Here is a 23,891-nt window from a genome sequence, read left to right as displayed (position 1 = left end):
TTAATATTATAAGATATAAAAAAGTGGGTATTTATTACAGTCATTCGTAATAAATACCCACTTTTTATGTAATCTTTATTTAAACTGATTACTTTCCTCATTATATTCATATCCTATTGCTGATAATGCATTAACTATTTCATTCTTATCTGCATCTTTTGCGTTACAAAATTCATCAAGACTTAAATAAAAATCTCTAAGATTTGTATTAACTACGCTAAGCAGCATTACAGGATCCTTTGGTAACTGACTCATTATATTTCCTCCATATAATTAATGTTTAACACCCCAGATTAAATAACCTATAATAACACCAGCGGCAACACCAATAAGCAAATGAACTATTCTCATAATATCCATTTCCTTTGGGCCTTCCCTTTTGTCTGTTACTTTCTTCTGCTGTCTGTTAAATCTGACAATATCTATGGCAATAACAACACTTCCTACGAAAGCAATAATAAAAGTAAAGAATGTAACTACTATTGCCTGTATCATTCCAAAAGCTGCTATTAAAACAGATATTAAGGCAATTAATGCTGAAGGAACTGTAATTCCAAGAGCGATTTTCCCAACAATTCCAGGTGTATATTTTTCATAACCTGTTCTCATTGGGGAACCGTTCTTTTTGCCCTTATACATATAATCATAATTCATTTGTTTTTTGCTCATTATTTACTCCAATTTCCACGTTTGAAAACTTCAAACATTGTTGTAATCTCTATTCTTACGTTAAAATGCTACTGAAAAAGCTGTTACTCCCAATGCACTTAATGTTCCCATTATTACACCTGCAAGTAATACGCCTCCCATGCATGCAACAACACTTTTCTTAAAGTCCATGTCTAAAAAGCTTGCGGCTAATGTTCCTGTCCAGGCGCCTGTTCCCGGAAGTGGAATTCCTACAAAAAGAAGTAATGCCACATATAAACCTTTTCCTGCTTTTGACTTTAATTTCTCTCCACCACGTTCTCCTTTATCAAGACACCATGTGAAAAACTTTCCTATAAACTTCTTATCAGCCCCCCATATTAATACCTTTCTTGCAAAAAAGAAAATAAATGGTACCGGAAGCATGTTCCCTATTACACAGATTATGTAAGATGGAAGCATTGGCAAACCGAATACTGCTGCGTATGGTAGTGCCCCTCTCAACTCAACAATAGGTACCATTGATATTAAAAAAATTGTTAAATACTTGATCATACTATCCTCTTTTCTTATTTTTTTTACATCTATGACAGTATAACATCCGTGTATGTTTTTAACAATATTTTATTTGTTAATGTTCTTATTTTTTATTACTTTTACACTGTCTATTTTATCTATTGTAACAAATTCATAGCCCTTTTCCCGTAGATCATCAATTATAATAAACGCTGCATCCACTGAAGTTTTAAAAATATCATGTAGCAAAATCACGTCACCATCGGAGGTGTTTTTAATCACTCTGTTGGCAACTATATTGGCATTTTGGTCTTTCCAGTCTTCAGGATCCACACTCCATAACACAATTGACATATCTGTTTCATTCATTAGCCTTTTGTCCCAGTCTCCGTAAGGTGGTCTTATATATTCCGGCTTTTTTCCTGTTAAATCCTTAATAATGTCATTTGTTTTTTCTATTTCATCTTTTCCCTGAGCATAGTTTACCTTTTTCAAATCAATATGGGAATAGGTGTGATTACCAATTATATGCCCTTCTTTTGCCATTCTTTTAACAACTGCTTTGCTGTATTGTATTTCCTGACCAGTCAAAAAGAACGTAGCTTTAACGCCACGTTCTTTTAAACCATCTAAAAGTATTTTTGTGTAAACTGTGCTTGGTCCATCATCAAAAGTAATTGCTACTTTTGGTTTCGATATTTTTGAATCTGTTTTTTTGATACCATTGTTTTTAACTTTTGGTTGTTTTTTATAAGTTGTAGTTTCATTAAGCCTGTTGTTTTTTTCATTTAGATTATTAATGACCAAAACGCCCCAAAGAAAAACATTTAGCACAACTAATGCAAAAATTACTAATACATATACTTTTTTCATAAAAAACCTTCTGTACATATTATTATTTATCTTATGAACATTTCTTACAGAATATGTTTTTCTATTTTAATTTTCCTGCTCTCATTGCATTTAAAATAGCAACTACGCATACACCAACATCTGCGAAAACAGCTGCCCACATTGATGCAATACCAACTGCTGCAAGTATTAATACTAAAACTTTAACAGCTAAAGCAAATATAATGTTCTGTTTAGCAATGCCCATTGTCTTACGACCAATCTTAATTGCTTTGCCAATATTTTTAGGATTATCATCCATCAAAACAATGTCTGCTGCTTCAATTGCCGCGTCACTTCCCATTGCGCCCATGGCAATACCGATATCAGCTCTTGCAAGTACAGGAGCATCATTTACACCATCACCAACAAACGCTAAAACTCCACTTGTTTTAAGAAGTTCCTCAACATGTCTTACCTTATCTTCAGGAAGTAATTCTGAATAAACACTGTCGAGATTTAATTCCTTTGCTATTTTTTCAGCAATTTCTTTTCTGTCACCTGTAAGCATAACAGTGTTTTTCACACCTAATGACTTTAACTGCTTAATTGTTTCTAATGATGTTTCTTTTACTATATCTTCTATTACGGCATATCCTAAATACTGGTTATCAACAGCAACATAAACAATAGTTCCTATTTCTCCGGTTTTTTCATAAGGAATCTTGAACATATCCAACAATTTGCCATTGCCGGCTAAAATTTCACTACCGTCTAATTCTGCCTTAATTCCTCTACCATGAATTTCTTCAATCTTAATGTCTTTCTGTCTTGCCTGAATGCCGTCAAATACACTCTTGTCTTTCTTAATTAATTCATCCTTTAATGATTTTGCAATTGGATGATTAGAATACATTTCAGCAACAACTGCCATTTCAAGAAATTTCTTTTCATCTACATTGGCATTAATCTTACTTACTTTGAAAACACCCTTTGTTAATGTACCTGTCTTATCAAATACTACAGTGTCACATTTTGAGATTAACTCTAAATAGTTGCTTCCCTTAACTAAAACACCTTTTGTTGAAGCGGCTCCAATTCCTGCAAAGAAACTAAGTGGAACTGAAATAACCAACGCACAAGGACATGAAACTACTAAGAATGTAAGTGCTCTGTAAATCCATGGGCTCCATACACCGTAGAAATCAGTAATGTTTGAACCTGTTGTTGCCATTATAAGTGGTGGTGCAATTGCCAACACAACTGCTAAACCAACAACGATTGGTGTATAAATCTTTGCAAATCTTGTTATAAATCTTTCTGTTTTTGCCTTTTTGCTACTTGCATTTTCTACTAATTCAAGAATCTTTGAAACTGTTGATTCTCCAAATGCCTTAGTAACCTTGATTGTAAGAACACCGCTTACGCTTATTGAACCACTAATAACATCTTCCTGTAATCCTACTTCTCTTGGTAGGCTTTCTCCTGTAAGACTTGATGTATCAAGTGTTCCCTGACCTTCAATAATTACACCATCAAGAGGAACCTTTTCACCAGGTTTTACAATAATTGTATCTCCTACTTTTACCTTGTTAGGATCAACCTTTTCAATAGTTCCATCTTTCTTTAAGATGTTTGCATAATCAGGTCTGATATCCATTAATTCTGTAATAGAATCTCTTGACTTATCTACTGCATAATCCTGGAACAATTCACCAACCATGTAAAATAACATAACGGCACAGGCTTCAGGATATTCGCCAACAATAAATGCACCTAAACTTGCAACTGACATAAGGAACTGTTCATCTAATGCCTTGCCCTTAAATAAGTTCTTAATGGCGTTTAGAACAATGTCCTTTGCTGTAACCAAATAAATAAGTAAAAATACTATTAATTCAATATTTTCCATTGTTGTATCACTAAATGACTTAAATAGTCCCGGTATATGGAAAACCACAAAAGCCACAAGGAATACTGCAACTCCCGCTATTGTTTTATTTTTTTCAATTTCTACACCATCTTCACAGCAATCACATCCATGTCCATGACTGTGTCCATGTTCATGTCCGCAACAGCAGTCATCGTGGTCGTGATGATGTTCATGATTATGTCCATGTCCTGCAGTATCGTCATGATGCATCATTTTTCTGTTTTTTATATTTTCCTGCAATCTCATCTCTTTTCCTCCTACTATTATATGTATTGTTCCTTTCCTTTGATTATAGGCATTTCCTCGAAAACATTCTAAAAATAAACTTCGTTCATTTTGTTTCCTCCTAAAATAATACATATTGCCCTCCATTTGGGCAGTGGTATTTTTTAAGAATAACTATTCCATTACATGCTCTAATCCACCATTTAAAATTGATTGGATATGGTCGTCATCTAATGAGTAATATATAGTCTTTCCTTCTTTTCTGTACTTAACCAATCTCATCTGCTTTAAAATTCTTAGCTGATGAGATACAGCCGATTGAGTAAGTCCCAATCCCTGCCACAAATCACACACACATAATTCCTTGTTAGATAATGCGTATAGGATTTTAATTCTTGTTGAATCTGCAAACACCTTGAAAAATTCCGCCAAGTCACATAAAGTTCCTTCGTCAGGCATATTGTGATCTAAATGTTCTATATCTTCTGCATGTTTCTTATTACAACAATGTTCTATTTCATCTTTTACTTCGGCATCTAATTTGTCTTCTTTTTTCATATATCCTCCTTCCTTCTATAAACATATGAATGATTGTTCATATGTTTATAATACATATTTGTATTCTATCTGTCAATACATATTTTCTTATTACGCAAGAAAGAATATCGCTTACGAAATTCTACGAACCGAGTGCTTGTTGTCATACAACTATTTTCTTTTTGCATCAGGGTGCCTCCCTAGTGGAACATTTTTTATATAATAAGAAATTCCAAAGTAATTTCTTATTATATAAAAAAAGAGAAACACTCCTATTGCATTATTTCAGCAATATTAGAAATGTTTCTCTTTAATCTGATTCTCAATTGTTTTATTTAACTACTAATTTATCACCTTCCACGTCAAATACAATTGTATCTCCAAGGCTTACTTTTCCTTCAAGGATTACTTTTGCTGCTAATGTTTCAACATTCTTCTGTAAATATCTCTTTAAAGGTCTTGCTCCGTATACCGGATCATATCCGTTATCAGCAACGTACTTTTTAGCTTCCGGTGTCAGGCTAATCTTTAATTCTTTATCAGCTAAACGTTCATTTAAATTATTAATAATCAAATCAACAATTCCACCAATATTCTCCCTTGTAAGCGGTTTAAACATCACTATTTCATCTAGTCTATTTAAGAATTCAGGTCTGAAATGACCTCTCAAATCATTCATTACAAGTTCCTGATTTTCTTCTTTGATATTCCCCTGATCATCAATACCATCAAGCAAATATGGCGAACCAATGTTAGAAGTCATTATTAAAATTGTATTTTTGAAATCTACAGTTCTACCCTGTGAGTCTGTAATACGACCATCGTCTAAAACCTGCAAAAGTACATTAAATACATCAGGATGTGCTTTTTCAACCTCATCAAACAATACAACTGAATATGGTTTTCTTCTAACAGCTTCTGTCAACTGACCACCTTCATCGTATCCAACATATCCCGGAGGCGCTCCTATTAATCTTGACACACTGTATTTCTCCATATATTCACTCATATCTATTCTGACAATATTACTTTCATCATCAAACATGTTCTCAGCCAATGCTTTTGCAAGCTCTGTTTTACCAACACCAGTAGGTCCAAGGAATAAAAATGAACCAATTGGTTTTGTTGGATCTTTAATTCCTGCCTTAGAACGTATAATTGCCTCTGTAATTTTTGTTACAGCCTCGTCCTGACCTATAACTCTCTTGTGAAGCTGTTCGTCAAGATGTAATGTTTTATTTCGTTCTGTCTCTGTTAATTTTGCAACAGGTATGCCTGTCCAACGGGAAATAATTCTTGAAATCTCTTCATCAGTTACACTTTCCCTTACAAGTGACAAATCTTTATTTTTAACATTTGCTTCCTCTTCTTCTAACTGCTTCTGAAGTTCAGGTAAAGTACCGTATTGTAACTGAGCTGCCTTATCCAAATTATATTCGTTTTGAGCCATCTCAATCTCTTTTTTAACTGATTCGACTTTTTCTCTTAACTCCTGCAATCTGTTTACAGAGTTTTTCTCATTTTCCCATTTTGCCTTTTTGTTATTAAAGTCATCTCTTAACTCTGCAAGTTCTTTTTGAAGTTCTTCTAATCTTTCTTTGCTTAGATTATCAGTTTCTTTTTTAAGAGCAGCTTCCTCAATTTCTAACTGCATTACTTTGCGTCGCAATTCATCAACTTCTGTTGGCATTGAATCCATCTCAGTTTTAATAAGGGCACACGCCTCGTCTACTAAGTCAATTGCCTTATCAGGTAAAAATCTATCCGTAATGTATCTGTCAGATAAAGTTGCTGCACTAACTAAGGCACCATCAGTAATTTTTACACCATGGAAAACTTCATATCTTTCTTTTAATCCACGAAGAATTGAAATTGTGTCTTCAACTGTTGGTTCATTAACCATAACAGGTTGGAAACGTCTTTCCAAAGCTTTATCTTTTTCAATATACTGACGATATTCATCTAACGTTGTTGCTCCAATACAATGCAACTCACCTCTTGCAAGCATAGGTTTTAACATATTGCCTGCGTCCATTGCACCATCAGTTTTTCCTGCTCCTACTATTGTGTGAAGTTCATCAATAAATAAAATGATTTCTCCTTCACTATTTTTTACATCTTCAAGTACAGCTTTTAATCTTTCCTCAAACTCACCTCTATACTTTGCACCTGCAACTAAGGCACCCAAATCAAGAGCAAAAATCTTTTTGTCCTTTAAGCCGTCAGGAACATCACCTTTAACAATTCGCTGTGCCAAACCTTCAACTGCTGCTGTTTTACCAACACCGGGTTCACCAATAAGTACAGGATTGTTCTTTGTTTTTCTTGAAAGAATTCTGATTACATTTCTTATTTCAGAATCACGTCCAATTACAGGATCAAGTTTCTGATTTCTTGCTTTTTCAACTAAATCCTCGCCATACTTTGATAAAGCATCGTATGTGCCTTCAGGATTATCCGATGTAACTCTTACATTACCTCTTATCTGTTCCAAAACACCTAAGAATCTCTCTCTTGTAATTCCATATTCTCTAAAAATTTCCTTAACTTCTTTGTTTGGTTTCTTAATAAGCATTAAGAATAAATGTTCAACTGAAACATATTCATCACCCATTCTTTTTGCTTCATCTTCTGCATTAATCAATACATCATTTAAAGCCTGACTCATGTACATGTTTCCACCTTGAACTTTTGTACGTTTTTCAATCGCCTGCTCAATTCTATTTTTAAAGTGTTCAGGCTGAATTTCCATTTTTTCAATAAGTTTAAGTATTAAACTGTCTTCTAAATTAATCAACGCATATATTAAATGTTCCTGATCAATTTCCTGATTGCCATACTGGTTTGCTATCTTTTCAGTATTCTGTATGGCCTCAATTGATTTTTGTGTAAACTTACTTATGTTCATACAACCTACCTCCTCATATAATTATAAAATGTCTCCTCCCTTTGGTCAGTGGCATTCCATACTTATTATAGTCCATTTCTTGAACTATTTATTAATATACAACTTATTTTTTATAAATCATTATTCATAAATTTAATATTTTGTTACTTTTTTGTTATGCAAAAATGTCTGAACACACTTAGTATTCAGACATTCTTAACTTATGCTATTTATTTAATTTTTCCAGTCTTCACCCATTTCAGAATCTATTTTTTCAAAAATAATTTCCTTAATTACAGTATTTACCGGCTTACCTTTATGGTCGCAATATGCCTTAAGTCGACTATACTGGGGTATTTGCATATCAAGAGGTATTCTCTTTAATTTCTTCATGTATTTAAGAGTTGCTCTTTTACTTGCTTCTGTGTACGGCATATTTCCTCCTTAATTGTGTTTTATAAATAATGTTCTAATACAACCTTAACTCCTATAAGAATCAAAATTATACCACCTACTATTTCAGCTTTGGTTTTGTATTTGGAACCAAATATGTTTCCAATAAAAACTCCTATTATTGAAATAATAAAAGTTGTAATTCCTATTAATGTAACTGACAGCCAAATGGATAAGTGAAGTTGACTTCCCATTGTACCAAATGTTATTCCAACTGCCAACGCATCAATGCTTGTTGCAATAGCCAGTCCAAAAAGTTCCTTAATTCCTACAACCTGTTTTCCATCAGTTTCCTCTTCTTCATTTCCCACTGATTCTCTTATCATGTTTGCACCGATAATTGTTAAAAGTACAAATGTTACCCAATGACTATACGCATTAATGTATTCAACAAACTTTGAACTTAACACATAACCAATGGTGGGCATAATAGCCTGAAATATTCCAAAAAACCAAGCAATCATCAGGCACTGTTTTAGGTCTACAACTTTCATTTTAAGTCCTTTACATATAGACACTGCAAAGGCATCCATGGAAAGTCCTATTCCAATAAATAAGATATCAATAACTCCCATAACTTCTCCTGAATATATTTTTTATTTAACTATTTCTTCTAACGCCTTAAAAAGCCTGTCCATCTCGTCATCAGTTCCAATAGTTATTCTAAGATAATTATCTATACGTGGTTTATTAAAATATCTCACATATATTTTCTTTTCTTTTAATTTTTCAAAAATTGTTTTTGCACTAACATTTTTATGCTTTGCAAATATAAAATTCGCCTGAGAGTCAGCAAATTCAAAGCCCAAATCTGCTAATTTTTCCTTGGCATTTTCTCTTGTTTTTATAATCTTACCTACAATTTCCTTAAAATATTTATCATCCTTAATTGCAGCCACACCGGCAACAATGCTTGGCATGTTCATTGTATATGAATTGTAAGAGAATTTAACAGCTTTCATTGCACTTATTAAAGCTTCATTTCCAATTGCATAGCCTATTCTCATTCCTGCCATTGCTCTTGATTTTGAATATGTTCTAACTACAAGAAGATTATTATATTTGTTTACTAAATCAAGGGCTGTAACTTTGCCGAAATCAGCATAAGCTTCATCAACAATTACAACAACATCCTGATTATTTTTTATTATTTCTTCTATGGAATCTAAAGAGATTTCAATTGATGTTGGTGCATTTGGATTTGGGAAAATCACTCCACCATTTGGTTCGAAATAATCCTCAACTTTTATATTAAAGTTATCATCCAACTTCTTTGTTTCATATTTAATCTTAAACAAATCAGCCCACACATCATAAAAAGAATATGTAATATCTGGAAATAATATGGGTTTATCAGAATTAAAAAATGTAAGGAAAGCCATTCCTATTACATCATCTGAACCTACTCCAACGAAAACCTGATTGCTGTTTACATTGTAGTATTCTGCAATTGCATCTGCTAACTCTGTAGCATCAGGATCAGGATATAATCTTAATTTATCCTTGTTCATGTTTTCCAATGCTTCCACAACTTTAGGTGATGGTGGATAAGGACACTCATTTGTGTTCAACTTAATTACGTCATCAACCTTTGGCTGTTCTCCCGGTGTGTACGGTGTTACCTTTCTAACATTTTTTTCCCAAGCGTTCATCTTTCCTCCTAAATACCAGCCATGCAATTACCGTTATAAAAACTGTAGCTGTAAATCCTCCTAAAGTGTCAATAAATACATCCCTTACTCCAGGACTTCTTCCATCAACAAATCCCTGATGAAACTCATCAGTAGCCGCATATACCAATGAAATTGCTGTTGGTATTAATATAAATATTTTCTTTTTTATTTTTCTTATGGATTTAAATGTAAGTAAAAAACCTGACCATAAAAGTGATAATATTCCATATTCACCAAAATGCCCTGTCTTTCTCACAAAAAAACTAACCTTATTAAAATACTCCTGCTGCCTGTCCTTAGATAACATATTGCAGTCTTTTTTTATAAGTCTTATTATCTTAATTGTAATCCCATCACTATAAGACTGGGACTGTTGACCATTTGCAGCTGAAAAATCAAATATAATCATCATCCAGCAAACTATAAGAGCAATAAGAATAATTCTTACTGCCCATAGTGTTCTTTTCTTATTCATTTATACTGCATGACCTTTTTTCTTAATCACATCAATAATCTGGTCTACATACTTTTCTGCAAGTAAGTCTGATTTTGCTTCAACCATTACTCTGATAACAGGTTCTGTACCACTTTCTCTTAAAAGAATTCTTCCATCGTTACCAAGTGCCTCTGCAACCTTGTTTACTTCTGCCTGTACATCCTCATCTGCTCTTGCTTCAGGTTTGCTAATAACCTTAATATTCTTTAAGCACTGTGGGTAAATTGTAACAGGACTTGTAAGTTCTGACATTTTCTTCTTAGATGAAATCATAACTTCCATTAACTTAATTGAAGTTAAAATACCATCACCTGTTGTAGCATGTTTACTAAAAATAATGTGGCCTGACTGTTCTCCGCCAAGTCTGTAGTCATTATTTCTCATACATTCATATACATACTTGTCACCAACATCTGTCTTTTCATAATTAATTCCCACTGCATCAAATGCCTTATATAAACCAATGTTAGACATAATTGTTGTAACAACTGTGTTATTATCAAGTTCTCCGTTTTGTTTTAAATAAACTCCGGCAACATATAAAATCAAGTCCCCGTCAACTAAATTACCATTCTCATCTACACACAAACATCTGTCTGCATCACCATCATATGCAAAACCTACGTCTAAATGATTTTCCTTTACATATTTCTGTAAAACTTCAATATGTGTTGAACCACAATCCATATTAATGTTTGTTCCATTTGGCTCATTGTTAATTACATGAGTTTCTGCGCCTAATGCATCAAAAACACCTTTGGCAATTGATGATGCACTACCGTTAGAACAGTCAAGTCCAACCTTTATGTTTCTGTATGAATGTTTTGCAAGAGTCATTAAATAACCCATATATCTGTTTCTTCCCGCAAAGTAGTCAACTGTTCTACCAATCTTATCACCTGTTGCATATGGTATAGAATCGAAATCATCATCAAGATATTTTTCTACCTCATCAATAACTTCCTGTTCCATTTTTTCGCCCTTACCATTAATAAGTTTGATTCCGTTATCATAGAAAGGATTGTGACTTGCAGAAATCATAATTCCACAGTCGAAGTTTTCTGTCTTAACAACGTATGAAACACTAGGTGTTGTTGTTACGTGTAAAAGGTATACGTCGGCTCCTGTTGATGTTAAACCTGCTGATAAAGCATCTTCAAACATGTAACTGCTTCTTCTTGTATCTTTTCCAATGGCTACAGAACATTTATGAAATCTTCCATAGTACCATCCAATAAATCTTCCTACTTTAAATGCATGCATTGCTGTGAGGTTCACATTTGCTTCCCCTCTAAATCCATCTGTTCCAAAATATTTTCCCATTTGTAATTCCTCCATCAGAATTTTATCCTTTCAATTATATAATATTAACTATTTATTTACAATGTTTTGAATAGTTTTTATGACCATATATATTATTTTGTATTTTTATGTCGCTAAAAGTCGAAGAAAATTTTCCACAAATTTCACTTTAAATGCTATAATCTTGTAGAGGGTAATTACATATAACTTTTGGGGGAAGGTGATAGTGTGAATTTTGCCGAAGATACGTCTTTATTACAAGAAACAATGAAGTTGCAACAGGAAGTTGATAATTTGAAAAAAGAACTTTTTTTCGAAAAGCAACAACACAAACATTGGGAGGAGCTTGCAATGTTATTCCACGATGCCCTATGGGAGCAACTTACAACTACAGCTAAAGTAACAACGAAATATACATAGACAGCTCCAAAAAAGTCCGACACTTTTTATGTCGGACTTTTTTTGTCTAAATATTTTTCACATGTAATATCTTATCTTTTATTATTATCTCTTTATTGCACACTTCCAGTGCAGCCTCTTTATGTGTTATTATTATAACTGTTTTCTCAGTTAATTTCTTTATTTCTTTTAGAACTTCTTTTTCTGTTTCAATGTCTAATGCTGATGTTGCTTCATCTAACAAAAGTATCGGTGCGTCGCTGATTAACGCTCTTGCTATTGCAAATCTTTGTGCCTGCCCTTCTGAAATGCCTAATCCCTTTTCACCGATAACTGTATCCAAGCCCTTAGGAAGTTTGTCCACAAAATCCTTTACATAGCTAATTTTTAAAGCGTCTTCCACTTCATCTTGTGTAGCCTTGTTGTTTGCTAACATTATATTCTCACGCAAAGTTCCACTAAACAGGTAGTTTCCCTGTGGTACATAAGAGAACAACGGTCTTGTTTTAGGACTTATTTCCATTACACTATTATCATCAAATTCTAAAACAACGAAACCTTCTGTTGGCTTAAAAACACCTAGAAGTATTTGCATTAATGTACTTTTTCCAATTCCTGATATGCCCCTGATGGCAACGAAATCTCCTTTTGCAATCCTACCATTACCACTTTCTATAATAGCAGACCTACCGTAACTAAATGAAATATTATTAATGTTTATTTCTTTTAATTTTTTATAAATTTCCTGCGTGTCTATCTTTGTTTCTTCCACATCTTCACTTGGAATTTTTTCAATTTCCTGTATTCTTTCAGCTGAGGCTATCATTGAGTAATACTGTGGTACGACTTTCGTAATATTTACAAAAGGTGTCTGCACCTGTGAAATCAACTGTAGCACCGCCGCAAGAGTTCCATAGGTCATCAACCCCATGCTAACTTTCATGGCACACCATATTAAGCCTAATAAATAACCACCGTTAAATACAAAGGAAAAGCCTGTGTTTGCCAGTATGCTTATGGTACGTCTTTTCATTTTTGTATTGTAATTTTCCTGCTGTAAAATTCTACCATTTGCTTCAAACTGTTCTTCTACGCCAAAAGTTTTAACAACTAATATACTCTCAATTGTCTCCTGAAAAAAAGACCTTACAGTGCCATCTGTTTCCTGAACTCTCTTGTGAAGATTTTTTAATTTTCCTCTAAAAAATAAAGTAACCACAAAGATTATTATGCCTGCTATTAAAAATACCAGTGTAAATTTCCAATCAAAAATAATTAAAATAACAAAAGCGCCCATAAACTGTGCTGCAAAATATAAAAACTGTGGGACAATATTTGCTATTCCCCCAGCCACAATTGCCACATCACCTGTTAATCTGTTCATTAGTTCACCACTATGATAAACATTTATTTTGTCATATTCCTTGCTGATAATGTTTGCGAATAGGCTTTCTCTCATACTCATTTCCAATTTTGCCTGAATTTTCACAGACAGACTTTGTGCAAAAATTCTTAATATCATTCTTCCGGCTATTATACCGAAAATTATAATGCCATAAATAATAATTAAATTTCTGTAATGCACAAATTCTACATTCGTCTTTGACGTAGCTGCTTTTTGAGCGGCATCTATTGCAAACTTACTTGCCAATGCTAATATAGTGCCAATCAAAGCCAACACTATATTAGAAACACTTAGTGCAATAATCCATGGCATTTGCTTTTTACTATTTTTTATTGTCCATTTTAACCCTGAATTTTTATTCATATTGTCTCTGTTACTCATTTCATTTATCGTTTTAATCGTCTTTTCTTAATGTTTTTCTTTTTATTCCGGACAGAATTCTTCTACCCTTCCTATAACATTTTCTAAGCAGAACCGTTTTAACCCATATAATGCTGTAAATTTTGTATAAAATATTAGCTGTTGTATATTCTTTTCCATTTCTTTTAAATCCCACAACCACAGCAATTATGTTATCTTTTGATATACCATACTCATTAACTACCTGATTATCTCCCCGTATTTTATAGCTGTCTTTTTGTACTTTAACAATTCTATGTAAAATATACTGACCGTTATTTCTTCTATAAAATACAATATTGTACTTTTTCAATGTAAATTCCGGTGTTGCCAAAATAACCGTATCCACATTGTCCCGAAACAAAGGTAACATACTTGTTCCTCTTGGCGTAAAACTAACCTTGCCGCCTGATTTAAGCTGTTCTTCAATAATGGGAACTATATCTTCTATTTGAACTATTTTATTCAAACAAATTCTCCTTCTTTACCTTCTCAATAAATTCTTCAACGTCATTTTTTGCAGTATCTGCATCAATTTCGTACTGGCTCATTAATTGCTCAATTAACTGCTCCTTCGTTGTTCCCTCTATCATTTTCTCAAACAAAAACGCGCCTGTTTCATTTAAACTCATCATGCCATTAAAATCTATTGTTGCCTCACCTACAGGCACAACAACATTGTTCCCGGCAACATTTCTTAAAATAAATCCCTGTTTTATTTTCATCCTAGCCTCCGTAATTTTGATTGTATTATAAGCCATTTCCACTGCACTATCTGATATGTCACAGCCCATTTTGTATATGGGATTTTCCGTTAATACCTGTTCTAAAGTTTTTAACACTAACTCGATGTTTTCAACTTTTTTGAAACTTTTTACTGTCTGATTATAGAATAACGGAATTGCATCTTTTACCTGCAATGGTTCTATATAATTTGTCTTGGACCTCTCCAAAAAAACTATCCCACCAAGAAGTTCTTTTTTATTTGCATTAATGTCATATTTACCACTCCATGGTGTTCCATAAACGTACCAACTGTCATTTTCTTTTTTCAACACCGGTTTGTCATCATTAATTATATAAGCTTTATCTTTAAAATGTTCCAACCACAGCCCTGTATGAGTTGATTTCCCGGTGCCGCTATTTGCCGAAAACAAATATGCATATCCATCCACAACCACACCTGATGAATGAAGCATACACCCATTGTATTTTAACAATAGATGATGAAAATAACTTCCTGTATATATATACTCTATGGCTTCACAGTTTAAATAAGGCATATATTCGTCATAGATTTTTTCATAGGTCTCATTACCCAAGTCTATGACAATGTCAGCCTCCTTTTCATCCCAGTTTTCATCTTTAGCAATATATTTTTCTGCTCTTTTGTATGTTTCTTCGTAATAAGTTGTCATTAAAACTTTCAACCCGGCTATATTATATTTTTCTTTTCGAACTATTCTGTTGTTTTGTTCTTTCATTATAAAATCAATACCTTTTATTTATTTCCCAACTGCCAAAACGCAACTGCACTTGCCGCCGCAACATTTAACGAATCCACGCCGTTAGACATTGGTATGCACACTGTATAGTCACTTCCATTTATTGTTTCTTCTGTAAGACCTTCCCCTTCAGTGCCAAGAATTATTGCAAGCCTATCTTCATTCATTAAAGCATCATTATCAATATTTACACTTTCTTCCTTTAAAGCCATTGCTGCCGTCTTAAAGCCTAATTCGTGTAAAATTTCGTTAATGTTTTTCTTCTTAGTGTGGGCAATTGTCCATTTTATCTGAAAAACCGTCCCCATGCTTACTCTTATTGCTCTTCTGTACAGAGGATTGCTACAAGTTGATGTAAGTATTACTCCATCAATATTTAAAGCTGCCGCCGACCGAAAAATTGCCCCCACATTTGTTGGATTTACCACGTCTTCAAGCACAGCTATTCTTTTTGCATTATAGCAAACCTCACTTACCGTAGGAAGTTCTTTTCTCTTCATTGCACAAAGCATTCCTCTGGTCAGCTTGAAGCCTGTTAGGTTAGTAAGCAAATCAAACTCTCCTGTATAAATTGGTACATCCCCTAATCTCTTTATGATTTCCTGACTTTGTGTTTCAATATGTTTCTTTTCAATTAAAGCAGACACAGGCTTGTAACCACTATCCAATGCTCTCTCAATAACTTTTGGGCTTTCAGCAATAAAAATCCCGCCATTAGGTGCATATAAATTTAATAATCTGCTCTCTGAAAATCTTCCGTATATATCTAATTCTTCACTGTTTAAATCCTGTATTTCAATAATATTTGGCATATTCTTCCTTTTCTGAAATACTAAAAAAGCTTTTTAAACTACAGAGTCAAAAATTTTTATTTTACCTTTGTCTGCATATAAGCAGGCAAATAACCTTCTAATCTCTTTCGTTTAAAAATAATTCACTTTAGTATTTTCACAAATTTTACATATTTAAATTATAACCTAAGAATAATAAGTAAACAATTGCAAATCCAGTTTTTTTACCATATAATTAAATAGTTAGAGTTTTTTACAATGAGGTTACTATGAATAAGGAAATTATTAGAATTGAGTTTGCAGGAATTGCAAAACCTATAATTGAAAATGAAAAAGTAAAAAGAATGGATAAATACATTCAACATGGCGACACTTCAACTTTAGAACATTGTGTAGCTGTTGCCTACGTTAGTTTTTACATTGCAAAGAAAATGCATTTAAGATGCGACTATAACAGTTTAATTCGTGGTGCACTGCTACACGATTATTTTCTTTATGATTGGCACGTGGCAGACGATTCCCACAAATGGCATGGTTTTAGTCACGCGCAAACAGCCTTAAATAATGCAAGTAAAGATTTTGAATTAACAAACATTGAAATGGACATTATTGCCAAGCATATGTTTCCATTAAACATTAAGCCACCAAAATACAGAGAAAGCTACATTGTAAGTCTGGCAGACAAGATTTGTTCATCCTACGAAACAATATTAGGCACACCATGCTATTCAGTATAGAAAATTATGTTATTTGCTTTTCACAATAAAAAATAGCTACAGTTAGAACAAGGTGTATTTCTAACTGTAGCTATTTTTACTGGGAAAGATAAATTATTCGATCCACTTTATTCATCTTCTACTTGTGCTAATTTTGCAGCCTGATCTGCTGCTACGCAATTATCGATGATTTCATCTAAGTCACCATTCATAATGTTTTCAAGTCTATGTGTAGTAAATTTAATTCTGTGATCTGTTACACGTCCCTGTGGGAAATTGTATGTTCTGATTTTTTCAGAACGGTCTCCTGTACCAATTTGGCTTCTTCTTGCTTCAGACTCTGCGTCCTGTTTCTTCTGACATTCTAATTCGTAAAGTCTGGCACGAAGTACCTTTAAAGCTTTATCCTTGTTCTTTAACTGTGATTTTTCATCCTGACATGAAATTACAATTCCTGTTGGTATATGTGTAAGTCTTACAGCAGAGTCTGTTGTATTTACACACTGTCCACCGTTACCTGATGCTCTAAATACATCAAAACGGCAATCGTTCATATCTATTTCTACGTCAACTTCTTCTGCTTCAGGCATAATTGCAACTGTTGCAGTTGATGTATGAATACGACCACCTGACTCAGTAACAGGTATACGCTGTACACGATGTACACCACTTTCATATTTTAATCTTGAGTAAGCTCCCTGACCGTTAATCATAAATACAACTTCCTTGAAACCTCCAAGACCATTTTCATTTACAGAAATCATTTCTGTTTTCCACTTCTGGCTTTCAGCGTACATGCAATACATTCTGTATAATTCAGCGGCAAATAAAGCAGCTTCATCACCACCTGCACCACCTCTGATTTCAACAATAACGTTTTTGTCATCATTTTCATCTTTAGGTAAAAGAAGAATTTTCAACTGGTCTTCCATTTCCGGAATAGATGCCTTTGCTCCGTTTAATTCTTCCTTTGCAAGTTCTCTCATATCTTCATCTGATTCTTCATCAAGAATTGCAAGGCTGTCTTCAATAGTTTGCTTAGCTTCTTTATATTTCTTGTACAATTCAACAATAGGAGCCAAGTCGCTTTGTTCTTTCATAAGTTTTCTAAAATTTGACTGATCACTAACAACGTTAGGATCATTTAACTGTTCTAATATTTCGTCATATCTTTCAAGTATACCATCTAATTTATCAAACATTTTTATTCCTTTCCGGCAACAACCATACGGTCAAGCCCCGATAAATCTTTAAAAACTTTTATATTTGTAAATCCATTGTTTTTTAGCAAATCAGGAACTGTTTTTCCCTGGTCATATCCAATCTCCAGAAAAAGCATTCCTTTTTCCCTTAAGTATTCTACAGCATTTTCGCTAATAATTCTATAAAATTTTAATCCGTCATCACTTCCATCTAACGCAAGAAGTGGATCATGCTCCTTTACTTCCTGTTCTAATTCCACAACATCTTTAGTTGGAATGTACGGTGGATTGGAAACAATTACGTCATATTTTCCTTCTATGTTTGAAAACATATCACTCTTTGTGAATTCAACATTTGCATGATTTAAGGCGTTGTTTTTTACAGCAACCTCTAAGGCATCTTTTGAAATATCTGCTCCAACAACTGATGCCTTGTCACACATTTTATCAACAGCTATTGCTATACAACCTGAGCCTGTACACATATCAAGAACTTTCATTTCATTATTACCTATAAAACCAGTAATTTTTTCAACCAAAAGTTCTGTTTCAGGTCTTGGGATTAAAACATTCTCATTAACCAAAATCTTATAATCCAAAAACTGCTGATACCCAATAATATGCTGTAAAGGTATATGCTCTGCTCTTTTATTAACAGCTTCTTTGTATTTTGCTGCTAATTCTTCATTAACAGTAATACCCATATTCATATAATAATTTTGTTTTTTTACATTTAATATGTCCTCTGATAAAAGCCAACTGTCAACCGTTGCATCTGCTATGTTTGCTTTCTCTAACTGTTGTATGGCATCTTTTATCAGTTCAATAACTAAAACTTCCAATTATATCCTGAACCTGTTTTAACTTTCTTTTCTTCCTGCTGATTATTAACTCCCTGATTGTATGTTTCAAAGTCATTATCTCCAATGTTATCCCTTTCAGGATTCACAGAATTATCAACATATGTTCTCTTTAATGCATTATCTATTGACATATTTAACACTCTATCAACATCCGGATTAATATCCGCTATATTTTCTTTTGAAACCTGCTTTCTAACTTTTCTTGGTCTTCTTGCAGCAATTCCATTATCAATTAAATACTGTTCCCAATCAAATACAGCTTCAACAGCCTCAATGGCAACTTCTATCATGTCGTCAGTAGGCTCTTTTGTTGTTATTTTCTGCATCCAAAGGCCCGGCATGCTTAAAGCATTGATGATTTTGTTATCAGATGTACCTGCTTTTCTAATGAACTCATAAGACACGCCTGCTATTACAGGCACCATCAGAATTCTAAGAAAATATCTTAACCAAACAACATCTGTTCTTATAATCATAAAAAACATAATACTAATAACCAAAACAATTAAAAGAAAACTTGTACCACATCTTTTGTGAAAACGTGAACTTTTTCTTACATTATTGACTGTTAGTATATGACCGTTCTCAATACAGTTAATACATTTATGCTCTGCTCCATGATACATAAACGTTCTCTTAATATCCTTCATTAAAGAAATTAATAATAAATATCCTATGAAAATAAGAATCTTTACCACGCCTTCAATAGCCGGCACGTAAGAAGTTTTAACCCATGGAATACATTTCTCCATTAAGTCAGCAATAAATAATGGCAAAACCATAAATAAAGCTACTGCAATTATAACGGAAAACGCCACTGTAAGTCCCATTATAACTTTTTCAGCTTTATCACCAACTTTTCCTAAAAGCCATTTTTCAATTTGTCCCGGTTCCTCGTCAAAGTTTTCATCATCATCAAAAAACTGTGCGGAATATGTTAGTGTCTTGATTCCCAATACTAAAGAATCCACAAAACTAAAAATTCCTCTGATGAATGGTAATTGAAATTTCTTACTCTTTCCTGTTACGCCTTTATATTCCTGTGTATCTACAATTATGGAACCGTCTGACTGTCTTACTGCCACAGCATAGTGTTCCTTATTTCTCATCATAATCCCTTCCATGACAGCCTGACCGCCAATGCCGGAAGAGCCTAGTTTGTTATTTCTCATATATAATTCACCTTTTGTAACAAAAATTTATCTAATTACGAAAATAGGTTGAGAATTGCTTCTCAACCTGTTATCCTTAAAAATTATTTGATACCATATTTCTTGTTGAACTTATCAATTCTACCACGAGCTGAAATAGCTTTCTGCTGTCCTGTGTAGAATGGATGACATGCTGAACAAATTTCAACATGAAGCTCTGGTTTTGTTGAACCTGTTACGAATGTGTTACCACAGTTACATGTAACGGTTGCTTCCTGGTAATCTGGATGGATTCCTTCTCTCATTACATTCACCTCTTTGAATTATTTTTTATGCATATTGGCAACGCCAATCCGTTTTTACTCAATAGCCTAGCCATTATAACATAGCATTTCATAGTTTACAACCCTTTTATCAAAAAGATTTCATTTTTTTATAAAAAAACTTATCTTCTGCTATGGCTTACTCGAATTTTGGCGATTTGCTTAATAAAGTCATCATTATTTTTGGTTCTGGCAAATAAATTTAGAATCTGCTCTACTGCATCTTCTTTTCTCATGCCGTTCATTTCTTTTCTTATTATATATGAAGCACCTAATTCGTCATTGCTTAACAATAAATCTTCACGTCTTGTTCCTGACTGTGCAATATCAATTGCAGGGAATATTCTCTTCTCTGATAATTTTCTGTCAAGTACAAGTTCCATGTTACCTGTTCCCTTAAATTCTTCATATACTACGTCATCCATTTTACTTCCTGTATTAACTAACGCAGTTGCAAGAATTGTAAGACTGCCACCTTCTCTCATATTTCTGGCTGCACCGAAAAATCTTTTTGGCATGTGAAGTGCTGCCGGATCCAAACCACCTGATAAAGTTCTTCCACTTGGTGGAACAGTCATGTTATAGGCTCTTGCAAGTCTTGTAATACTGTCTAAAAGGATAATTACATCTTTCCCATGTTCTACTAATCTTTTAGCTCTCTCTATTACCATTTCTGAAACTCTCTTGTGGTGTTCCGGTAATTCATCGAATGTTGAATAAATAACATCAACATTGTCACCTCTGATTGCTTCCTTAATATCTGTCACTTCTTCCGGACGTTCATCTATTAAAAGAATTATGATTTCCATTTCGGGATTATTTTTTAATACAGCTTTTGCTGTTTCTTTAAGTAATGTTGTTTTACCTGCCTTTGGTGGGGCAACTATCATTCCTCTTTGTCCTTTTCCAATAGGGCTTACCAAATCCACAACTCTCATTGCTGTACTGTGACCATCTGTTTCTAAGTGTAATCTTTCATTTGGAAAAATCGGTGTAAGATCTTCAAAATTAGGGCGGTTCATTACTTTATCTAGTGGTTCGTCATTAACCTTTTCTAAATAATATAAAGCACCGAATTTTTCATTTTCTCTTTTTTCTCTAACTCTACCTGTTACATAATCTCCTGTTTTAAGTCTGAATCTTTTAATCTGAGATGGTGCAACGTAAACGTCATTATCTCCCGGTAGAAAGTTATCACATCTTATAAAGCCGAATCCATCAGGCATAACTTCCAAAATACCTGTTCTCATTTTGCCTTGTTCATTTGGAATTTCATCTTTATGTTCTATCTGTTCCTCCTTTGACTTATGAACAACTCTTCTTCTAACTCTATGTTCTCCCGTACCATATTCTGCTGTAGGATGAGATTTTCCACTTTCTTTTTCTATATTCTTTTCATTATTATCGTCACTCTGTATTGCTTCACTGTTTGTGGCTGTTTCTGCTTCACTTTTTTCAACTGTTTCCGGTTCACTGCTTGAAGCTTCTTTTTCTTTTCTCTGTGTAACTTCTAAAATCATGTCAACTAACTGTTGTTTTCTTAATGTTGTAACAGATTTTATGCCATTTTCTTTTGCAATTTTTCTTAACTCTCCCACTGGTAATGATTGCAATTTTTCTCTCATTTTACTAATAATCTCCTTTCACAAACAGAGCCAAATTTTCTGTCCGTAGTAAATAAATTGATTTTCATATTGTAAATATAAAAAGTAATATTGATTTATAATTCACATGGGATTCACTAGGGGACTTCCCTAAAGACTTTTTAAATTCATTAGATACATATTCTAACACACACCACCAAAAAATCATAGTGTTAATTTTTAAATTATGGTATACTTATCTGAGTTGTGTAGTTTCATAACACGTAAAATTAAATATATATGGAGGTTTATCATGACAACTAATGAAAAAGCATTAAAATTGCATGAAGAATTAAATGGGAAATTAAGCACAGAAGCTAAATGTCACGTAAAAACCCGCGAAGATTTATCTTTAGCTTATACACCGGGTGTTGCAGAACCTTGCAGAAAAATCGCTGCAAACCCTGATGATGTTTACAAATATACATGGAAAGCAAACACTGTAGCTGTTGTATCTGACGGCAGCGCAGTTCTTGGTCTTGGAAATATTGGTCCTGAAGCAGCAATGCCTGTTATGGAAGGAAAAGCTGTTTTATTTAAGGAATTTGGTGGTGTAAATGCCGTTCCTATTTGCCTTGACACACAGGATCCTGATGAAATTGTCGACACCGTCGCAAGAATTGCTCCCGGCTTTGGTGGCATTAACTTAGAAGACATTTCAGCTCCAAGATGTTTTGAAATAGAAAGCAAACTTAAGGAAAAACTTGATATACCTGTTTTCCACGATGATCAGCATGGTACTGCTATCGTTGTTTTAGCAGGAATTATTAATGCTCTTAAGGTTGTTGGAAAAGAAAAGGAAAACTGCAAGGTTGTAATTAATGGCGACGGTTCTGCAGGAATTGCAATTTGCAAACTTCTTTTAACTTACGGTTTTAAGGATGTTACTATCTGTGGATTATACGGCATTCTTTCAAAAGATATTGAAGATTTAAACTGGGCTCAGAAAGAAATGGCAGAAGTTACTAACCTTTCAGGTCAAAAGGGAAAACTTGCAAACGCTTTAGTTGGTGCAGATATTTTCATTGGTGTTTCTGCTCCAAACATGGTTTCAGCAGAAATGGTTAAAACAATGAATAAGGACGCTATTATTTTTGCAATGGCTAACCCTGTTCCTGAAATTATGCCTGATGTAGCAAAGGCTGCAGGTGCAAGAGTTGTTGGAACTGGTCGTTCTGACTTCCCTAACCAGGTAAACAATGTTGTAGCATTCCCTGGAATTTTCAAGGGTGCTTTAGAAGGTCGTGCAAAGCAGATTACAGAAGAAATGAAATTAGCTGCTGCTCTTGCAATTGCATCACTTGTTCCTGATGATGAATTAAATGATGAAAATATTTTACCTGAAGCATTTAATCCTGATGTTGCAGATGTTGTAAGTAAAGCTGTCAGAAACAATATTTAAGGAGTGATTTTTTGAATTACGCTGAATTAAAAACATATGATATTGCAAATGGACCGGGAATCAGACTTTCCCTTTTTGTCAGCGGATGCAATCATAGATGTCCCGGTTGCTTTAATGAACAGGCTTGGGATTTTAATTACGGGAAAGAGTTTACACAGGAAACTATTGATTATATTATTGACACTTTAAGTTTTGGTGCTTATGCCGGCGTTACTTTTCTTGGTGGCGAACCATTGGAAATTGAAAACCAACGTGGTCTTTTACCATTGGCACGCAAAATAAAAGAAGTCTATCCCGACAAAACCATCTGGTGTTTTACAGGTTATGTTTTTGAAAAGGATATTATGGAAAACATGTATGTTAAGTATCCTGAGACAAGAGAGTTGTTATCTTATATAGATGTTTTAGTTGACGGGCCTTACATTGAAGCCTTACGAAACATTTCTCTTACATTTAGAGGCTCAGAGAATCAGAGATTAATTAAAATTCCTGAAACTCTAAAAGAGAAGAAAATTGTCTTGTGGGAAAAGCAACTGTAGTTTTGCAATATTGTCAAAAAAATTATTTTACATTTAATAGACGAGGTATTTT

Annotated in this window: 25 protein-coding genes; 4 read left to right on the top strand and 21 right to left on the bottom strand. The window is 33.7% G+C overall.

The window, feature by feature from the left end; genetic code table 11:
- Positions 1–75: 75 nt before the first annotated feature.
- From DW006_RS02475 to glmM, 12 genes are all read right to left on the bottom strand, one after another.
- Positions 76–255, bottom strand: coding sequence for a DUF4250 domain-containing protein (locus tag DW006_RS02475; RefSeq protein WP_117998899.1), 180 nt, complete (start codon positions 253–255; stop codon positions 76–78).
- 18 nt (positions 256–273) lie between these two features.
- On the bottom strand, positions 274–669 hold the full coding sequence (locus DW006_RS02470) for a hypothetical protein (protein ID WP_117998898.1): 396 nt from the start codon (positions 667–669) through the stop codon (positions 274–276).
- Between the two features lie 60 nt (positions 670–729).
- Entirely contained in the window at positions 730–1,203 is a 474-nt protein-coding gene (locus DW006_RS02465; protein ID WP_117998897.1) for a small multi-drug export protein, read from the bottom strand.
- A 69-nt stretch (positions 1,204–1,272) separates the two neighbouring features.
- Positions 1,273–2,037: a polysaccharide deacetylase family protein gene (locus DW006_RS02460; protein WP_158561046.1), complete on the bottom strand. Its 765-nt coding sequence runs from the start codon at positions 2,035–2,037 to the stop codon at positions 1,273–1,275.
- A 61-nt stretch (positions 2,038–2,098) separates the two neighbouring features.
- Positions 2,099–4,174 (bottom strand): heavy metal translocating P-type ATPase, encoded by a 2,076-nt coding sequence (locus tag DW006_RS02455; RefSeq protein WP_243002561.1) that lies wholly within the window; start codon positions 4,172–4,174, stop codon positions 2,099–2,101.
- A 153-nt stretch (positions 4,175–4,327) separates the two neighbouring features.
- Complete coding sequence (locus tag DW006_RS02450) at positions 4,328–4,711, bottom strand: metalloregulator ArsR/SmtB family transcription factor (protein ID WP_117998895.1); 384 nt, start codon at positions 4,709–4,711, stop codon at positions 4,328–4,330.
- Between the two features lie 310 nt (positions 4,712–5,021).
- Positions 5,022–7,598, bottom strand: a complete 2,577-nt coding sequence (gene clpB / locus DW006_RS02445) for an ATP-dependent chaperone ClpB (protein WP_117998894.1) — start codon at positions 7,596–7,598, stop codon at positions 5,022–5,024.
- A 213-nt stretch (positions 7,599–7,811) separates the two neighbouring features.
- On the bottom strand, positions 7,812–8,012 hold the full coding sequence (locus DW006_RS02440) for a hypothetical protein (protein WP_117998893.1): 201 nt from the start codon (positions 8,010–8,012) through the stop codon (positions 7,812–7,814).
- 20 nt (positions 8,013–8,032) lie between these two features.
- Positions 8,033–8,605: a manganese efflux pump MntP family protein gene (locus tag DW006_RS02435; protein WP_117998892.1), complete on the bottom strand. Its 573-nt coding sequence runs from the start codon at positions 8,603–8,605 to the stop codon at positions 8,033–8,035.
- Between the two features lie 21 nt (positions 8,606–8,626).
- Entirely contained in the window at positions 8,627–9,682 is a 1,056-nt protein-coding gene (gene hisC, locus DW006_RS02430; RefSeq protein WP_117998891.1) for a histidinol-phosphate transaminase, read from the bottom strand.
- Complete coding sequence (locus tag DW006_RS02425; protein WP_117998890.1) at positions 9,657–10,178, bottom strand: VanZ family protein; 522 nt, start codon at positions 10,176–10,178, stop codon at positions 9,657–9,659. The genes hisC and DW006_RS02425 overlap by 26 nt, the downstream gene beginning before the upstream one ends.
- A complete protein-coding gene (gene glmM / locus DW006_RS02420; RefSeq protein ID WP_117998889.1) occupies positions 10,179–11,522 on the bottom strand; it encodes a phosphoglucosamine mutase in 1,344 nt (447 codons plus the stop codon). It abuts the gene before it with no gap.
- Positions 11,523–11,729: 207 nt separating this feature from the next.
- Here glmM and DW006_RS02415 point away from each other — a divergent pair, with 207 nt between their 5' ends.
- On the top strand, positions 11,730–11,921 hold the full coding sequence (locus DW006_RS02415; protein WP_117998888.1) for a hypothetical protein: 192 nt from the start codon (positions 11,730–11,732) through the stop codon (positions 11,919–11,921).
- 46 nt (positions 11,922–11,967) lie between these two features.
- Here DW006_RS02415 and DW006_RS02410 read toward each other — a convergent pair whose 3' ends face one another.
- From DW006_RS02410 to DW006_RS02390, 4 genes are read right to left on the bottom strand one after another with little or no spacing between them, the layout of a single operon-like run.
- Positions 11,968–13,668, bottom strand: coding sequence for an ABC transporter ATP-binding protein (locus DW006_RS02410; protein ID WP_158561045.1), 1,701 nt, complete (start codon positions 13,666–13,668; stop codon positions 11,968–11,970).
- A 31-nt stretch (positions 13,669–13,699) separates the two neighbouring features.
- Entirely contained in the window at positions 13,700–14,173 is a 474-nt protein-coding gene (locus DW006_RS02405) for a S24/S26 family peptidase (protein WP_117998886.1), read from the bottom strand.
- Positions 14,166–15,188: a PqqD family peptide modification chaperone gene (locus DW006_RS12230; protein ID WP_243002560.1), complete on the bottom strand. Its 1,023-nt coding sequence runs from the start codon at positions 15,186–15,188 to the stop codon at positions 14,166–14,168. The genes DW006_RS02405 and DW006_RS12230 overlap by 8 nt, the downstream gene beginning before the upstream one ends.
- A gap of 17 nt (positions 15,189–15,205) precedes the next feature.
- Positions 15,206–16,021 (bottom strand): RNA methyltransferase, encoded by an 816-nt coding sequence (locus DW006_RS02390; protein WP_117998885.1) that lies wholly within the window; start codon positions 16,019–16,021, stop codon positions 15,206–15,208.
- 248 nt (positions 16,022–16,269) lie between these two features.
- Between DW006_RS02390 and DW006_RS02385 the strand changes: the two genes are divergently transcribed.
- Positions 16,270–16,737, top strand: coding sequence for an HD domain-containing protein (locus DW006_RS02385; protein WP_117998884.1), 468 nt, complete (start codon positions 16,270–16,272; stop codon positions 16,735–16,737).
- A gap of 107 nt (positions 16,738–16,844) precedes the next feature.
- On the opposite strand, the gene prfA is transcribed toward DW006_RS02385, so the two are convergent.
- From prfA to rho, 5 genes are all read right to left on the bottom strand, one after another.
- Positions 16,845–17,918: a peptide chain release factor 1 gene (gene prfA, locus DW006_RS02380; protein WP_117998883.1), complete on the bottom strand. Its 1,074-nt coding sequence runs from the start codon at positions 17,916–17,918 to the stop codon at positions 16,845–16,847.
- Between the two features lie 2 nt (positions 17,919–17,920).
- Positions 17,921–18,760, bottom strand: a complete 840-nt coding sequence (gene prmC / locus DW006_RS02375; RefSeq protein ID WP_243002559.1) for a peptide chain release factor N(5)-glutamine methyltransferase — start codon at positions 18,758–18,760, stop codon at positions 17,921–17,923.
- Positions 18,748–19,953: a DUF1385 domain-containing protein gene (locus tag DW006_RS02370; RefSeq protein WP_117998882.1), complete on the bottom strand. Its 1,206-nt coding sequence runs from the start codon at positions 19,951–19,953 to the stop codon at positions 18,748–18,750. Before DW006_RS02370 ends, prmC begins: the two co-directional genes overlap by 13 nt.
- A gap of 83 nt (positions 19,954–20,036) precedes the next feature.
- The gene (rpmE, locus tag DW006_RS02365; protein WP_022165814.1) at positions 20,037–20,237 is read right to left on the bottom strand and encodes a 50S ribosomal protein L31; all 201 of its coding nucleotides are present in this window, start codon (positions 20,235–20,237) and stop codon (positions 20,037–20,039) included.
- Positions 20,238–20,377: 140 nt separating this feature from the next.
- Positions 20,378–21,880, bottom strand: coding sequence for a transcription termination factor Rho (gene rho / locus DW006_RS02360; protein WP_117998881.1), 1,503 nt, complete (start codon positions 21,878–21,880; stop codon positions 20,378–20,380).
- Between the two features lie 271 nt (positions 21,881–22,151).
- Here rho and DW006_RS02355 point away from each other — a divergent pair, with 271 nt between their 5' ends.
- Positions 22,152–23,300 (top strand): NADP-dependent malic enzyme, encoded by a 1,149-nt coding sequence (locus DW006_RS02355; protein WP_117998880.1) that lies wholly within the window; start codon positions 22,152–22,154, stop codon positions 23,298–23,300.
- A gap of 11 nt (positions 23,301–23,311) precedes the next feature.
- The gene (gene nrdG / locus DW006_RS02350; protein WP_117998879.1) at positions 23,312–23,839 is read left to right on the top strand and encodes an anaerobic ribonucleoside-triphosphate reductase activating protein; all 528 of its coding nucleotides are present in this window, start codon (positions 23,312–23,314) and stop codon (positions 23,837–23,839) included.
- Positions 23,840–23,891: the final 52 nt, after the last annotated feature.

The sequence above is a fragment of the Eubacterium sp. AF36-5BH genome (assembly GCF_003460505.1).
GTDB lineage: Bacteria > Bacillota > Clostridia > Lachnospirales > Lachnospiraceae > Eubacterium_G.
The sequence above is the reverse complement of the archived record's forward strand: the minus strand, read 5'-3'. Positions and strand labels throughout refer to the sequence as shown.

Excerpts from the sequence above, each read along its gene's own strand:
- DW006_RS02460 (WP_158561046.1), bottom strand. The coding sequence starts at position 2,037 with ATGAAAAAAGTATATGTATTAGTAATTTTTGCATTAGTTGTGCTAAAT.
- DW006_RS02410 (WP_158561045.1), bottom strand. The coding sequence starts at position 13,668 with ATGAATAAAAATTCAGGGTTAAAATGGACAATAAAAAATAGTAAAAAG.
- DW006_RS02475 (WP_117998899.1), bottom strand. The coding sequence starts at position 255 with ATGAGTCAGTTACCAAAGGATCCTGTAATGCTGCTTAGCGTAGTTAAT.
- DW006_RS02370 (WP_117998882.1), bottom strand. The coding sequence starts at position 19,953 with ATGAGAAATAACAAACTAGGCTCTTCCGGCATTGGCGGTCAGGCTGTC.
- DW006_RS02435 (WP_117998892.1), bottom strand. The coding sequence starts at position 8,605 with ATGGGAGTTATTGATATCTTATTTATTGGAATAGGACTTTCCATGGAT.
- prfA (WP_117998883.1), bottom strand. The coding sequence starts at position 17,918 with ATGTTTGATAAATTAGATGGTATACTTGAAAGATATGACGAAATATTA.
- DW006_RS02450 (WP_117998895.1), bottom strand. The coding sequence starts at position 4,711 with ATGAAAAAAGAAGACAAATTAGATGCCGAAGTAAAAGATGAAATAGAA.
- DW006_RS02455 (WP_243002561.1), bottom strand. The coding sequence starts at position 4,174 with ATGAGATTGCAGGAAAATATAAAAAACAGAAAAATGATGCATCATGAC.
- DW006_RS02465 (WP_117998897.1), bottom strand. The coding sequence starts at position 1,203 with ATGATCAAGTATTTAACAATTTTTTTAATATCAATGGTACCTATTGTT.
- DW006_RS12230 (WP_243002560.1), bottom strand. The coding sequence starts at position 15,188 with ATGAAAGAACAAAACAACAGAATAGTTCGAAAAGAAAAATATAATATA.
- DW006_RS02390 (WP_117998885.1), bottom strand. The coding sequence starts at position 16,021 with ATGCCAAATATTATTGAAATACAGGATTTAAACAGTGAAGAATTAGAT.
- glmM (WP_117998889.1), bottom strand. The coding sequence starts at position 11,522 with ATGGGAAAATATTTTGGAACAGATGGATTTAGAGGGGAAGCAAATGTG.
- clpB (WP_117998894.1), bottom strand. The coding sequence starts at position 7,598 with ATGAACATAAGTAAGTTTACACAAAAATCAATTGAGGCCATACAGAAT.
- DW006_RS02385 (WP_117998884.1), top strand. The coding sequence starts at position 16,270 with ATGAATAAGGAAATTATTAGAATTGAGTTTGCAGGAATTGCAAAACCT.
- DW006_RS02355 (WP_117998880.1), top strand. The coding sequence starts at position 22,152 with ATGACAACTAATGAAAAAGCATTAAAATTGCATGAAGAATTAAATGGG.
- rho (WP_117998881.1), bottom strand. The coding sequence starts at position 21,880 with ATGAGAGAAAAATTGCAATCATTACCAGTGGGAGAGTTAAGAAAAATT.
- rpmE (WP_022165814.1), bottom strand. The coding sequence starts at position 20,237 with ATGAGAGAAGGAATCCATCCAGATTACCAGGAAGCAACCGTTACATGT.
- DW006_RS02470 (WP_117998898.1), bottom strand. The coding sequence starts at position 669 with ATGAGCAAAAAACAAATGAATTATGATTATATGTATAAGGGCAAAAAG.
- DW006_RS02440 (WP_117998893.1), bottom strand. The coding sequence starts at position 8,012 with ATGCCGTACACAGAAGCAAGTAAAAGAGCAACTCTTAAATACATGAAG.
- hisC (WP_117998891.1), bottom strand. The coding sequence starts at position 9,682 with ATGAACGCTTGGGAAAAAAATGTTAGAAAGGTAACACCGTACACACCG.
- DW006_RS02425 (WP_117998890.1), bottom strand. The coding sequence starts at position 10,178 with ATGAATAAGAAAAGAACACTATGGGCAGTAAGAATTATTCTTATTGCT.